Source organism: Pseudomonas sp. DWP3-1-2 (genome assembly GCF_049896285.1).
In the GTDB taxonomy this organism is placed as follows: Bacteria; Pseudomonadota; Gammaproteobacteria; order Pseudomonadales; family Pseudomonadaceae; genus Aquipseudomonas.
Genome location: NZ_JAFCTZ010000001.1, coordinates 1,221,549 through 1,234,427 on the forward strand (window position 1 = coordinate 1,221,549; position 12,879 = coordinate 1,234,427).

13 protein-coding genes, 1 rRNA gene and 1 pseudogene are annotated in these 12,879 nt (G+C 57.2%); 7 read left to right on the top strand and 8 right to left on the bottom strand.

All coding sequences use genetic code 11. From position 1 onward, the window contains the following. The first annotated feature begins 7 nt into the window (after nt 1-7). The 6 genes from nuoI to nuoN are packed head-to-tail and all read left to right on the top strand — an operon-like array spanning nt 8 to nt 6,279. Nucleotides 8-556 (top strand): NADH-quinone oxidoreductase subunit NuoI, encoded by a 549-nt coding sequence (nuoI, locus tag ACP7B0_RS05760; protein WP_426140014.1) that lies wholly within the window; start codon nt 8-10, stop codon nt 554-556. 9 nt (nt 557-565) lie between these two features. Next, entirely contained in the window at nt 566-1,075 is a 510-nt protein-coding gene (nuoJ, locus tag ACP7B0_RS05765; RefSeq protein WP_426140015.1) for an NADH-quinone oxidoreductase subunit J, read from the top strand. After that, nucleotides 1,072-1,380, top strand: a complete 309-nt coding sequence (nuoK, locus tag ACP7B0_RS05770; protein ID WP_426140016.1) for an NADH-quinone oxidoreductase subunit NuoK — start codon at nt 1,072-1,074, stop codon at nt 1,378-1,380. The genes nuoJ and nuoK overlap by 4 nt, the downstream gene beginning before the upstream one ends. Continuing rightward, nucleotides 1,377-3,230 carry an NADH-quinone oxidoreductase subunit L gene (gene nuoL, locus ACP7B0_RS05775; protein ID WP_426140017.1) on the top strand — a complete coding sequence of 618 codons (1,854 nt, stop codon included), beginning with the start codon at nt 1,377-1,379 and terminating at the stop codon, nt 3,228-3,230. The genes nuoK and nuoL overlap by 4 nt, the downstream gene beginning before the upstream one ends. Nucleotides 3,231-3,269: 39 nt before the next feature. Next, a complete protein-coding gene (nuoM, locus tag ACP7B0_RS05780) occupies nt 3,270-4,802 on the top strand; it encodes an NADH-quinone oxidoreductase subunit M (protein WP_426140020.1) in 1,533 nt (510 codons plus the stop codon). A gap of 7 nt (nt 4,803-4,809) precedes the next feature. Next, the gene (gene nuoN, locus ACP7B0_RS05785; RefSeq protein ID WP_426140021.1) at nt 4,810-6,279 is read left to right on the top strand and encodes an NADH-quinone oxidoreductase subunit NuoN; all 1,470 of its coding nucleotides are present in this window, start codon (nt 4,810-4,812) and stop codon (nt 6,277-6,279) included. Between the two features lie 72 nt (nt 6,280-6,351). On the opposite strand, the gene ACP7B0_RS05790 is transcribed toward nuoN, so the two are convergent. The 7 genes and pseudogenes from ACP7B0_RS05790 to ACP7B0_RS05820 all read right to left on the bottom strand — a co-directional run bounded on the left by ACP7B0_RS05790 (nt 6,352) and on the right by ACP7B0_RS05820 (nt 12,020). Then, nucleotides 6,352-7,416, bottom strand: coding sequence for an AI-2E family transporter (locus ACP7B0_RS05790; RefSeq protein WP_426140023.1), 1,065 nt, complete (start codon nt 7,414-7,416; stop codon nt 6,352-6,354). A gap of 174 nt (nt 7,417-7,590) precedes the next feature. Continuing rightward, on the bottom strand, nt 7,591-8,412 hold the full coding sequence (locus tag ACP7B0_RS05795; protein WP_426140083.1) for a methyl-accepting chemotaxis protein: 822 nt from the start codon (nt 8,410-8,412) through the stop codon (nt 7,591-7,593). Nucleotides 8,413-8,448: 36 nt separating this feature from the next. Beyond that, a pseudogene (locus ACP7B0_RS05800) lies at nt 8,449-9,270 on the bottom strand (cache domain-containing protein); the annotation flags it as partial. A gap of 142 nt (nt 9,271-9,412) precedes the next feature. Beyond that, on the bottom strand, nt 9,413-10,738 hold the full coding sequence (locus ACP7B0_RS05805; protein WP_426140024.1) for a sensor histidine kinase: 1,326 nt from the start codon (nt 10,736-10,738) through the stop codon (nt 9,413-9,415). Beyond that, nucleotides 10,735-11,403, bottom strand: a complete 669-nt coding sequence (locus ACP7B0_RS05810) for a response regulator transcription factor (protein WP_426140026.1) — start codon at nt 11,401-11,403, stop codon at nt 10,735-10,737. The genes ACP7B0_RS05805 and ACP7B0_RS05810 overlap by 4 nt, the downstream gene beginning before the upstream one ends. Next, complete coding sequence (locus tag ACP7B0_RS05815; protein WP_426140027.1) at nt 11,403-11,711, bottom strand: PepSY domain-containing protein; 309 nt, start codon at nt 11,709-11,711, stop codon at nt 11,403-11,405. The genes ACP7B0_RS05810 and ACP7B0_RS05815 overlap by 1 nt, the downstream gene beginning before the upstream one ends. Beyond that, a complete protein-coding gene (locus ACP7B0_RS05820) occupies nt 11,712-12,020 on the bottom strand; it encodes a PepSY domain-containing protein (protein WP_426140029.1) in 309 nt (102 codons plus the stop codon). A gap of 254 nt (nt 12,021-12,274) precedes the next feature. Here ACP7B0_RS05820 and queD point away from each other — a divergent pair, with 254 nt between their 5' ends. Next, nucleotides 12,275-12,631 carry a 6-carboxytetrahydropterin synthase QueD gene (gene queD, locus ACP7B0_RS05825; RefSeq protein ID WP_426140084.1) on the top strand — a complete coding sequence of 119 codons (357 nt, stop codon included), beginning with the start codon at nt 12,275-12,277 and terminating at the stop codon, nt 12,629-12,631. A gap of 131 nt (nt 12,632-12,762) precedes the next feature. On the opposite strand, the gene rrf is transcribed toward queD, so the two are convergent. After that, nucleotides 12,763-12,878, bottom strand: a 5S ribosomal RNA gene (gene rrf, locus ACP7B0_RS05830). Nucleotide 12,879 lies beyond the last annotated feature (1 nt).

The following is a 12,879-nucleotide window of genomic DNA, read 5'->3' on the forward strand; positions in this document are numbered from 1 at the left end:
ATAAACCATGCTCAAGTATTTGTTCAATATCGTGCATGGCACCTACACCCAGCTTCGCAGCCTGGTGATGGTGTTCTCACATGCATTCCGCAAGCGCGACACGTTGCAGTATCCGGAGGAACCGGTTTACCTGCCGCCGCGCTATCGTGGTCGCATCGTTCTGACCCGTGATCCTGACGGCGAAGAACGTTGCGTGGCGTGCAACCTGTGCGCGGTAGCCTGCCCGGTCGGCTGTATCTCGCTGCAAAAGGCCGAGACCGATGACGGTCGCTGGTATCCGGAATTCTTTCGCATCAACTTCTCGCGTTGCATTTTCTGCGGCCTTTGCGAAGAAGCCTGTCCGACCACGGCGATCCAGCTGACACCGGATTTCGAAATGGCCGAGTTCAAGCGTCAGGATCTGGTCTACGAGAAGGAAGATCTGCTGATCTCCGGCCCAGGCAAGAACCCCGACTACAACTTCTATCGCGTTGCCGGCATGGCCATCGCTGGCAAGCCTAAAGGCTCTGCGCAGAATGAAGCCGAACCCATCAACGTCAAGAGCTTGCTGCCTTAAGGAAGAAAGATGGAATTCGCTTTCTATTTCGCATCGGGTATTGCTGTGGTGTCCACTCTTCGAGTGATCACCAACACTAATCCGGTGCACGCCCTGCTCTACCTCATCATTTCGCTGATCGCCGTGGCGATGACGTTTTTCAGCCTCGGCGCACCCTTCGCCGGCGTGCTGGAAGTCATCGCTTATGCAGGCGCGATCATGGTGCTGTTCGTCTTCGTGGTGATGATGCTCAACCTGGGTCCGGCTTCGGTCCAGCAGGAACGCACCTGGCTTAAACCCGGCATCTGGATCGGCCCGGTCATTCTTGGCGCGCTGCTGCTGGCGGAATTGCTTTACGTGCTGTTCAGCAACCCCACCGGTGCCAGCATCGGCCACACCACTGTCGACGCCAAAGCGGTCGGTATCAGTCTGTTTGGACCGTATCTGCTGGTGGTGGAACTTGCCTCGATGCTGCTGCTTGCTGCAGCCGTCACGGCATTCCATCTGGGCCGTAACGAGGCGAAGGAGCCAAGCCAATGAATGCAATCCCTCTCGAACATGGCCTGGCTGTCGCCGGTGTTCTGTTCTGTCTCGGTCTGGTCGGCCTGATGGTGCGCCGCAACATACTCTTCGTGCTGATGAGCCTGGAGATCATGATGAACGCATCGGCTCTGGCGTTCGTCGTTGCCGGTAGCCGCTGGGCGCAGCCGGATGGACAGGTCATGTTCATCCTGGTGATCAGCCTGGCCGCGGCCGAGGCCAGTATTGGCCTGGCGATTCTGATGCAGCTGTATCGCCGCTTCCACACTCTCGATATCGACGTTGCCAGCGAGATGCGCGGATGAACCTTCTCTTTCTGACTTTCGTATTCCCCCTGATCGGTTTTCTGCTGCTGTCGTTCTCTCGCGGCCGCATTTCGGAAAACCTTGCGGCGCTGATCGGCGTCGGGTCCATCGGGTTGTCGGCCATCGTCACCGCCTGGGTCATCTTCCAGTTCAACGTTGCGCCTCCTGAAGGTGGTCACTACACCCAGGTGCTGTGGCGCTGGATGACTGTGGACGGCTTCGAACCCAACTTCGCGCTGTATCTGGACGGACTTTCCGTCACGATGCTCGGCGTCGTGGTCGGCGTCGGCTTCCTGATCCACCTGTTCGCGTCCTGGTACATGCGTGGTGAAGCGGGTTATTCGCGCTTCTTCGCGTACACCAACCTGTTCATCGCCAGCATGCTGTTCCTGATCCTGGGCGATAATCTGTTGTTCCTGTACTTCGGCTGGGAAGGTGTGGGCCTGTGCAGCTACCTGTTGATCGGTTTCTACTACAGCAACCGCAACAACGGTAACGCGGCACTCAAAGCCTTCATCGTGACCCGTATCGGCGACGTGTTCATGGCCATCGGCCTGTTCATTCTGTTCCAGCAGTTGGGTACGTTGAACGTGCAAGAGCTGCTGGTCCGTGCGCCGGAGCACTTCAAGGTCGGCGACTTCTGGATTGTTCTGGCCACACTGATGTTGCTCGGTGGTGCCGTTGGCAAGTCCGCGCAACTGCCGCTACAAACCTGGCTGGCCGATGCGATGGCGGGCCCTACCCCGGTTTCGGCACTGATTCACGCCGCAACCATGGTGACTGCAGGCGTTTACTTGATCGCCCGTACCCACGGCCTGTTCGCGCTGGCTCCGGATATCCTCCATCTGGTGGGCATCGTGGGCGGCGTGACACTGGTGCTGGCGGGTTTCGCGGCCCTGGTGCAAACCGACATCAAACGCATCCTCGCCTACTCGACCATGAGCCAGATCGGCTACATGTTCCTGGCGCTGGGCGTCGGTGCGTGGGAAGGCGCGATCTTCCACCTGATGACTCACGCGTTCTTCAAGGCGCTGTTGTTCCTGGCGTCCGGTGCGGTGATCGTTGCCTGCCACCACGAGCAGAACATCTTCAAGATGGGCGGCCTGTGGAAGAAACTGCCTCTGGCCTACACCAGCTTCATCGTCGGCGGTGCGGCATTGTCTGCCCTGCCACTGCTGACCGCAGGCTTCTACTCCAAGGATGAAATTCTTTGGGAAGCCTTCGCCAGCGGTAATCATGCGCTGTTGTATGCAGGTCTGGTCGGCGCGTTCATGACGTCGCTGTACACCTTCCGCCTGATCTTCATCGCCTTCCATGGTGAAGCCAAGACCGAAGCCCACGCGGGTCACGGCATCGCTCATTGGCTGCCACTGTCAGTGTTGATCATTTTGTCGACGTTCATTGGCGCAATGATCACTCCACCATTGGCAGATGTGCTACCGCAAAGCGTTGGTCATGCAGGCGGCGACGCCAAGCACAGCCTGGAAATCGCCTCAGGTGCCATTGCTCTGGCAGGCATCCTGTTGGCAGCGTTGCTGTTCCTGGGCAAACGCCGTCTGGTCACGGCCATCGCCAACAGCGGACCCGGCCGTTTCCTCTCGGCCTGGTGGTTTGCGGCATGGGGCTTTGATTGGGTCTACGACAAACTGTTCGTCAAACCTTATCTGGCAATTTGCCATTTACTGCGTGGCGATCCGCTGGACCGCACCATTGGTTTGATCCCACGTCTGGTCAAGGGGGGTCATGACGTCATGAGCCGCACCGAAACCGGCCAACTGCGTTGGTACGCTGCTTCGATCGCCGTAGGTGCCGTACTGGTACTGGGCGCCGTCGTTGTGGTTGCGGTCTGACATGAACCTTGCGAATTTGCGAAAGGAATTGAGCCCGTCATGATTCTGCCTTGGCTAATCCTGATCCCCTTTATCGGCGGCCTGCTGTGCTGGCTGGGTGAGCAATACAGCTCCACCCTCCCGCGCTGGATTGCGCTGCTGACCATGTCCCTCGAACTGGCCCTGGGCCTCTGGTTGTGGAGTACTGGCAACTTCAGTTACGCACCGGCTCCCGGCGCCGACCCTACCTGGGCACTTGAATTCAAGCACCTGTGGATCGCGCGCTTCGGTATCAGCGTGCACCTGGCGCTGGACGGATTGTCGTTGCTGATGATTCTGCTGACCGGCCTGCTCGGCATCCTGTCGGTCTTGTGCTCGTGGAACGAAATCCAGCGCAAGGTCGGGTTCTTCCACCTGAACCTGATGTGGATTCTGGGCGGTGTCATTGGCGTATTCCTCGCCATCGACCTGTTCATGTTCTTCTTCTTCTGGGAAATGATGCTGGTGCCGATGTATTTCCTCATCGCGCTCTGGGGTCACAGTTCCTCGGACGGCAAGAAGACTCGAATCTACGCCGCCACCAAGTTCTTCATCTTCACTCAGGCCAGCGGCCTGATCATGTTGGTGGCGATCCTGGGTCTGGTGCTGGTCAACTTCAATCAGACCGGTGTGATCACCTTCGATTACGCCACCCTGCTGAAGACCCAACTGGCACCGGGTACCGAGTACATTCTGATGCTGGGTTTCTTCATCGCTTTCGCGGTGAAGCTGCCGGTCGTGCCCTTCCACTCCTGGCTGCCGGATGCTCACGCTCAGGCGCCTACAGCGGGCTCGGTGGATCTGGCCGGTATCCTGTTGAAAACCGCCGCTTACGGTCTATTGCGCTTCGCCCTGCCCCTGTTCCCCAACGCATCGGCCGAGTTTGCCCCGATTGCGATGGTGCTGGGCCTGATCGGCATTTTCTACGGTGCTTTCCTGGCGTTTGCCCAGACGGACATCAAGCGTCTGATTGCCTATTCCAGCGTTTCGCACATGGGCTTCGTCCTGATCGGCATCTACTCCGGCAGCCAACAGGCTCTGCAAGGCGTTGTGGTGCAGATGATTGCCCACGGCCTGTCGGCAGCTGCACTGTTTATTCTCAGCGGTCAGTTGTACGAACGCATGCACACACGGGACATGCGTGAAATGGGAGGCTTGTGGTCGCGCATTGCCTATCTGCCGGCAATCAGCCTGTTTTTCGCCGCCGCATCACTGGGGCTACCGGGCACGGGCAACTTCGTCGGTGAATTCCTGATCCTGCTGGGCAACTTTGTCAGTTCGCCATGGATCACCGCCATCGCGACTTCCGGTCTGGTGTTTGGCTCCGTCTACTCGCTGATCATGATCCACCGTGCCTACTTCGGACCGTCCACTTCGGACGCGGTCCTCAAGGGCATGGACGCACGGGAACTGATCATGGTGCTGGGACTTGCTGTATTGCTGGTCGTGCTCGGGGTTTACCCGCAGCCATTCCTCGATACCTCGGCAGCTACCATGCATGGCGTGCAGCAATGGCTCGACACCGCCTTCACTCAACTCGCTTCGGCCCGGTAAGAGCGCTATGGACCTGACGATTCAACACTTTATTGCGCTTGCGCCGCTGTTGATTACCAGTGCCACGATTATCGTGGTGATGCTGGCAATCGCGTGGCGCCGCAATCACTCGCAAACATTCCTGCTGTCCGTTGCAGGCCTCAACCTGGCATTACTGTCGATTTATCCGGCACTGAAAGTCGCCCCGCTGGTCGTCACGCCGCTGCTGCACATCGACAGCTTCGCGTGCCTGTACATGGCGCTGATCCTGGCCTCGACGCTGGCCTGTGTCACCATGGCCCACGCCTACCTGGGTGACGGCAAGGTCGGCTACCCTGGCAACCGAGAAGAGCTTTACCTGCTGATCCTGATGGCGGCGGCTGGCGGCATGGTTCTGGTCAGCGCTCAGCATCTGGCAGGCTTGTTCATCGGCCTGGAGCTGTTGTCGGTGCCGGTCTATGGGCTGGTGGCTTATGCCTTCTTCAACAAGCGCTCGCTGGAAGGTGGCATCAAGTACATGGTGCTGTCGGCGGCAGGCTCTGCTTTCCTGTTGTTCGGTATGGCATTGCTGTACGCCGATGCAGGCTCCCTGAGTTTTGACGGCATTGGCAAGGCTCTGGCTGCAACCGGCCTGCCAAGCCTGATGGCGAGTCTGGGTCTGGGCATGATGCTGGTTGGCCTGGCCTTCAAGCTGTCGCTGGTGCCTTTTCACCTGTGGACGCCGGACGTTTACGAAGGTGCCCCTGCCCCGGTCGCGGCCTTCCTGGCGACCGCCAGTAAAGTCGCCGTGTTTGCCGTGCTGGTGCGTTTGTTCCAGATTTCCCCGGCAGCCAGCAGTGGTGTACTGCATGACGTGCTGGCCGTTATCGCTGTTGCGTCGATCATCATCGGCAACCTGCTGGCGCTGACCCAGACCAACCTCAAGCGTCTGCTGGGTTACTCGTCCATCGCGCACTTCGGTTACCTGATGATCGCGCTGGTCGCCAGCAAAGGCATGGCGGTTGAAGCGATCGGTGTTTACCTCGTCACTTACGTGATCACTACCCTGGGCAGCTTCGGCGTCATCACCATGATGTCTTCGCCTTACAGTGGTCGTGATGCCGACGCGATGTTCGAGTACCGCGGCCTGTTCTGGCGTCGCCCGTACCTGACCGCCGTGATGACCTTGATGATGCTGTCGCTGGCGGGCATTCCGCTGACTGCAGGTTTTATCGGCAAGTTCTACATCATTGCCACGGGCGTAGAAGCGCACCTGTGGTGGCTGACCGGCTCGCTGATCATCGGCAGTGCTATCGGCGTGTTCTATTACCTGCGCGTGATGGTGACGTTGTATCTGGTTGACTCCAAGCTGCCGCGTCACGACGCGCAGTTCAACTGGGCACAGCGCACTGGCGGCGTAATGTTGCTGGCCATCGCCATCCTCGCGTTCTTCCTCGGGGTTTATCCGCAGCCGCTGCTGGACCTGGTTCTTCATGCAGGTCTGCAAGTCGCGAGTTGATCCATAAGGCATAAAAAAACCTGCTCACATGAGCAGGTTTTTTTTGGTCAACGGCTTTCTGTACGCTTACAGTCAGCCAGGCAAACTTACCGTTTTTTTGGCCCCGACGAATAACCCCCAGCTCGAGATAAAGAGCGCCGCGATCAATGGTCCTATGACGAATCCGTTCAAACCGAACACCGCCATACCGCCCAGGGTTGAGATCAGGATCAGGTAGTCCGGCATTTTAGTGTCTTTGCCGACCAGAATGGGGCGAAGAACGTTGTCCACCAGGCCAATTACGAAGATTCCAAACAGCGACAGCACGACGCCCTGCCAGATCATCCCGCTTAGCAGGAAGTACGCCGCCACCGGCGCCCAGACGATCCCCGCGCCTACCGCTGGCAACAGTGACAAAAACGCCATGATCACAGCCCACAGCAGTGCGCTCGGTATGTCGAGACACCAGAAGATGAACCCGCCCAGAGCGCCCTGAGTGACAGCGACGACCACATTGCCCTTGACCGTCGCGCGAACCACGCGGGTGAACTTGAGTTGCAGACGACGCTTCTGCGGTTCAGCCAGAGGCACGGCGATCCGAATCTTGCGCACCAGCTCCTGGCCGTCTCGGAGGAAGAAAAACAGCAGGTAGAGCATGATGAAAAAGCTCACCACGAAATCGAACGTTCCCTGCCCAAAGCTGAAGGCTTGAGTCGCAAGGTACTGACTGCCTTGCATCGCTCCCTTGGCAATCTTGTCGCGCAGACCATTGAAGTCGCCCATTCCCAGGCGATCAAGCCAATGCTGCAAGGAAGACGGCAGCAATCTCTTGAACTGCGCCAGATAGCTGGCGATATCCAGTTGTCCGCTTTCAACGTTTTTGTACAGCGTGGCGCCTTCCTGAACCAGTAAAGCACTGATGACGATCACCGGCAGGATCGCGATCACCAGACAGATCAACAGCGTGCACAAGGACGTCAGGTTGCGCTGCCAGCCAAAACGTATCAACAGGCGACGTTGCAGTGGCGCAAAGATAATCCCCAGAATCACCGCCCAGAATACAGCGCCGTAAAAAGGCAGCAGGATCCACCCGAATGCGATGGTGACCAGCACCAGCAACATCAGCAAAGTTTTGTATTGCAGCGTGTTTTCGTTCATGTCCTTTCCATGTCAGAGGTCTGCGACTCGCTTGACCTAGTGCTTAGTCCATCAATCAACGGGCAAGTGCAATCTTCATGCAATCAGTGGATTGATTGCATGAAGATGGCTGAATAAGCGTAGAGAGGGATGAAGCAAGACAGGCACCTTTGCCAAGGCGCCTGATTGAAGGAGTCAGACGCGGAACTGGCTGACCAGCGCGCTCAGACGGCGGCCCAGATCATCCAGATTGCGCGAGGTTTCGGCACTATGGCGGGTCTCGTCTGCAACGCTGTCCACTGCCGACGCGATCTGATGCACACTGCGATTGATCTCTTCAGCCACCGCGGTTTGCTCCTCGGCAGCGCTGGCGATCTGCGCGTTCATCGAGTTGATGGTGCCTATCAGGTGGCCGATTGCATCCAGTGACGTGCCGGCCTGGTTAGCTTGCTCGGAAGTGCCGTCACCCGCTTCACTGGAGCGACGCATTGCATCCACGGCCGTCTGGGTGCCCTTTTGCAGCCGATCAATCATGCCCTGGATTTCCTGGGTGCTTTGCTGAGTGCGGCTGGCCAAGGCCCTCACTTCATCAGCCACCACTGCGAAGCCCCGGCCAGCTTCCCCTGCTCGTGCTGCCTCAATGGCGGCATTGAGGGCAAGCAAGTTGGTCTGCTCGGCGATGGAGCGGATCACGCCGAGTACGCTGACAATCGAAGAGACGTCTTGCTGCAGACTGTCCAGGGACGTGCCGCTATTGCGGATGTCCTCTACCAACGCATGGATTTGTCTGATGCTGCCATCCACGACCCGTTTGGCGGACTGGCCTTGCTCATCGGTCTGCTGAGCGGCTACCGAGGCGCCCTGTGCGCTTTTGGCCACTTCCTGAGCCGCTGCCGACATTTCATTGATCGCCGTGGCCACTTGATCCGTCTCATGGCGCTGCCGCTCCATGGCCTGCTCGGAACGCTGCGCCTGGCTCGACACTTCCCCGACAAGACTCGTTAATTGAGTGGTCATACCGGCGATCTGCTGCACCAGGCCATGGATCTTGTCAACGAATCGATTGAAGGAGCCTGCCAAGTCGCCCAGTTCATCCTGACTGGTGATCGCTAGACGACGGGTCAGATCACCCTCCCCCGCAGCGATATCATCGAGGTTCGCTTTCATCAACCGAAGCGGACGAAGCAATGTGCCAGCCAGAACAACCCCGATCACACTGATGATGACCAGGACCAGCGCCGCGATACCCACGATACTGAGCAGCATGTCCCGCAGGCGTGCGTTGACACTCTGCTCAACCGCCGCAACCTGTGCATCGATGCCATCCAGGTTTACCGACGAGCCAAAAGCCATGTCCCATTTAGGTAAATATTCGGTATATCCCAACTTGGGAAGCAGCTCGGTCTTCCCCGGCAGTGGTGAGGAATAGAGGAGGTAATGGGTTCCGGCCTTGGCAACTGCAACCAGTTCGTTATTGACGAACACGCCATTGGGATCGCGAGCATCCTTGAAGCTTTTGCCTACACCATCCGGACTGTTGGCTTTGAACAGACGAACCGACTGCGAGTCGTACCCGAAAAAGTACCCCTCCTTGCCGTAAGTAATATTGGAAAGCAACTTGATCACTTCGGCGCGCGCGGCAACATCACCCGGCGCGGAAGCGTCATAGATCGGCTTGATGGCGGTCATCGCGACAGACACATAGCTCTTCAATGTCGCCTTGGCCTCGGCCAGCAAGCGCTCACGCGTCTCGCTGACCTCTCGATCCGCCTGTTCGTGGAGCATGACGACGGTGGCTACGCTGATCACCAGCGCGAATATCAGCACTGGCAGCACTGCCAGCGAAAGTACTTTGGCTTTCAAGCTAATACGCATAGGGCGCTCCAGGAAATCAGTTTGTTATTGTTAGAGAAGACGCAGCTAGCCTGTTTAACGGCCGTTTGGCCGAAAAGTTGAGAATTTTCTCGATTTTGCGTGAGGCAACACCTCAAAAAATGTAGGAACTGTCGGAATGACGTCAGTGCAGACCTGAGGCTTTGGGTAGATCGATACGCACTTGCAGGCCACCGAGATGGCTTGCCTGCAGTTGCAGGTTGCCGCCCCACGCCTCGACAATATCCCGCACGATGCCTAAACCCAAGCCGTGACCGGTGATTTGCTCATCCAGGCGTGCACCTCGGCTGAATACCTGTTCACGCCGGGACTCAGGGATACCCGGCCCGTCATCCTCAACCAGTAAATAAAAGCCCTGCTCCAGCTCGTCGACCGTCAACCGCACTTCGCTGTCCGCCCACTTGCAGGCGTTGTCCAACAGGTTGCCCAGCAGCTCAAGAATATCCTCACGGTCCCACGGCAGACTCAAGCCGCTGGGGACATGGCTGGTCAATAGCAGATGATCGCCGTGAATCATGCGCAACGTGGCCAGCAGGCCACCGAGTTCAGTATCACAGTCAAAACGAGCGCCGGGTAATGCATCACCGGACAAGCGTGCCCGGTTAAGCTCCCGAACCAGCCGCTGTTCAATGTGCGCCAGTTGCTCGCGCAAGGTGTTACGCAAAGCCGGGTAAGCGTCAAGTTGGGGGTTCGACGTCAGGCTGACAAGAACGGCCAATGGCGTCTTCATGGCATGGCCCAGGTTGCCCAAGGCGTTACGGGATCGTTTGAGGCTGTCCTCGGTGTGTGCAAGCAGATGATTGACCTGTGCAACCAACGGTTCCAGTTCCAGCGGAACCTCGCTATCAAGTTGCGAGCGTTGTCCCTGTTGCAACTGGTATATCTGCTTGCGGACGTTCTCCAACGGTCTCAACGCTCGCCGAACGGTCACGCGTTGCAGAACAAGAATCACCAGCAACGCCGCAAGGCCCAAACCAAGGCCAAACTGCTGGACCCGTTGAAAGCTCGCCTTGACCGGCGTGTAGTCCTGAGCGACGGTAATCTCTATGGCCTGACCGAACTTGCGGTAGTCCGTCTTCAGAAGCAACAGCGATTGGCCAGTCGTGCCTAGCTCAAGATTTGCATGCAGCCCGACGTGTTCAAGCGCTGGCAATTCAAGGTCCCATAGCGATCTGGATCGCCAGTGTCCTTGTTCGAAGTCCACACGGAAGTAATGCCCCGAATAAGGTCGCTGATACGCCGCAGACAGGCGATGCTCATCCAGTTGTAAACCACTTGGGCCGCGCACGAGTGCGACCAGCAGGTTTTCGCTCTCGTTACGCAGACCCGCTTCCAGATATCGCTGCAGGCCGACTTCAAACAGCCAAAGGCTGGTTTGCGCCAAAACCACGCATACAACCACCATGACGCTGATCAGGCCTAGACTCAGACGCCCCTGAATGGACTTCAAGCAGGCGCCCCACCAAACCGATAGCCCTGACCGCGGCGGGTCTCGATGACTGCCTTGCCGAGCTTTCGGCGCAAATGATTGACATGCACTTCAATCACATTGGAATCCCGTTCGTTTTCGCCATCGTACAAGTGCTCCGCCAGATGAGTCTTGGACAGGATCTGTTCGGGATGAAGCATGAAATAGCGCAGTAGTCGAAATTCAGCAGAAGTCAGTTGAATGTCTACGCCGTCACTGCTGACACTTTGCCGCCCCTCGTCGAGGTGCAAACCCGCAGACTCCAGACGCGGTTGATTGGCAAGCCCATGGGAGCGGCGTAACAAGGCCTGAATACGCAACTGCAACTCTTCAGGATGAAACGGCTTGGTCAGATAATCATCCGCGCCCGCCTTGAGCCCTTCGATACGTTCAGACCAAGCGCCTCTGGCGGTCAGAACCAACACCGGGGTTGCCAATCCCTTGGCACGCCACTGTTCCAGGACTTGCAAGCCCGGGAGCCCAGGAAGACCCAAATCCAGAACAATCAGATCATAGGGCTCGCTCAACCCTTGATGCACGGCATCTCGTCCATCGGCGAGCCAATCCACGGCATACCCCTGCTTACCCAAACCAGCGAGCAGTTCATCGGCCAACTGAACATGATCTTCCACCAATAACAACCGCATCAGTCATCTTCCTCGTCTTTCAACAGTCGGCTGTCACGCGCATCAAACTTCAATTCGCGAACAACGCCTTCCGTGGTCAGCACCTCAAACTCATAGACATACACACCCTGTTTCTCTTCAAGCTCGGCCTCAAGCAACCTGCCACCGGGATAACGTCCCAGAACCAGATCGACCAATTGCTCAAGCGGCAGGATGATACCCGTCTGCCGCAAGACCAGTGCCTCATCCTGATCAAGGTCTCGGGCATACACCGCTGCGCACACCAGCATCAGGCCACAAGCAATTGCGAGACGCTTTTCAAGTTTCATTTACTTGTCCTGATGATCCTTGAGTATGGCGCCGCTGTTGGCATCTATCTCCACGTCCCACTCAATACCTTGTGCATCACGCAAGTCGACCTGATAAACATGTTTGCCGTACGCCTCATCCAACTCGCTATCGGTGATGACAGCGCCAGGATGGGCCGCCATCGCTGCAGCCTCCAACCTTTCCATTGATTGAACAATGCCGGCGGCGCGCAGCCTGGCGGCCTCCTCATGGCCAATATCCCTGGCGGATGCCAAGCCCGCAACGCAGGCTAGCATTGCGGCCATAACGAGAGTTATCGCGAACTTCATTAGCATTCCTCACTGAGGCATCCGTTTACAGGCTCAGAGAATACCGTCGTCAACTTAATTGAAGCTGAATCTATCTGGCCAGAAGCCATCAGCGCAGCGTTCAAAATCCGTTGATCGCTATTCGCAAGCTATCGGAACGTCGTCAGCGGGCAGGAACTCGGAGCGGTTTTAACCGCATCAGCTAAACCATTGCTGATAAACTCACCGCCTGCACGAATCGCCAAGGCGATCGCCCATTTAAGAGTTGAATGATTTTGGAAATATTTAAAGAGTTTACCTTCGAGTCAGCCCATCGTCTCCCCCACGTGCCTGAGGGCCATAAGTGCGGCCGTCTGCATGGGCACTCGTTCCGGGTAGCGATCTATCTGGCTGGCGATGTCGACCCGTACACTGGATGGATACGGGATTTTTCCGAGATAAAAGCGATCTTCAAGCCTCTGTACGAGCGTCTGGATCACAATTATTTGAATGACATTCCAGGTCTCGATAACCCCACCAGCGAGAACCTGGCGAAGTGGATCTGGAAAGAATTGAAACCATTGCTGCCCGAGCTGTCGGCTATTCGTATCCATGAGACCTGCACCAGCGGGTGCGAGTATCGCGGCGACTGATACCTGGATTACCACAAGCCACCTGAGTTTGAAGAGGTGGCTTTTTTTATGGCTGCAGTTTGAGAGTCCATAAAACGAGCGGACAAACAAAACCCCTGAACGCGTAAGCGATCAGGGGTTCTGGAATTGAATCTTGACGATGACCTACTCTCACATGGGGAAACCCCACACTACCATCGGCGATGCATCGTTTCACTGCTGAGTTCGGGATGGGATCAGGTGGTTCCAATGCTCTATGGTCGTCAAGA

Coding starts and splice junctions, on each gene's coding strand:
- nuoI (WP_426140014.1), top strand. CDS start 8: ATGCTCAAGTATTTGTTCAATATCGTGCATGGCACCTACACCCAGCTT.
- nuoJ (WP_426140015.1), top strand. CDS start 566: ATGGAATTCGCTTTCTATTTCGCATCGGGTATTGCTGTGGTGTCCACT.
- nuoK (WP_426140016.1), top strand. CDS start 1,072: ATGAATGCAATCCCTCTCGAACATGGCCTGGCTGTCGCCGGTGTTCTG.
- nuoL (WP_426140017.1), top strand. CDS start 1,377: ATGAACCTTCTCTTTCTGACTTTCGTATTCCCCCTGATCGGTTTTCTG.
- nuoM (WP_426140020.1), top strand. CDS start 3,270: ATGATTCTGCCTTGGCTAATCCTGATCCCCTTTATCGGCGGCCTGCTG.
- nuoN (WP_426140021.1), top strand. CDS start 4,810: ATGGACCTGACGATTCAACACTTTATTGCGCTTGCGCCGCTGTTGATT.
- ACP7B0_RS05790 (WP_426140023.1), bottom strand. CDS start 7,416: ATGAACGAAAACACGCTGCAATACAAAACTTTGCTGATGTTGCTGGTG.
- ACP7B0_RS05795 (WP_426140083.1), bottom strand. CDS start 8,412: ATGACCACTCAATTAACGAGTCTTGTCGGGGAAGTGTCGAGCCAGGCG.
- ACP7B0_RS05810 (WP_426140026.1), bottom strand. CDS start 11,403: ATGCGGTTGTTATTGGTGGAAGATCATGTTCAGTTGGCCGATGAACTG.
- ACP7B0_RS05815 (WP_426140027.1), bottom strand. CDS start 11,711: ATGAAACTTGAAAAGCGTCTCGCAATTGCTTGTGGCCTGATGCTGGTG.
- ACP7B0_RS05820 (WP_426140029.1), bottom strand. CDS start 12,020: ATGAAGTTCGCGATAACTCTCGTTATGGCCGCAATGCTAGCCTGCGTT.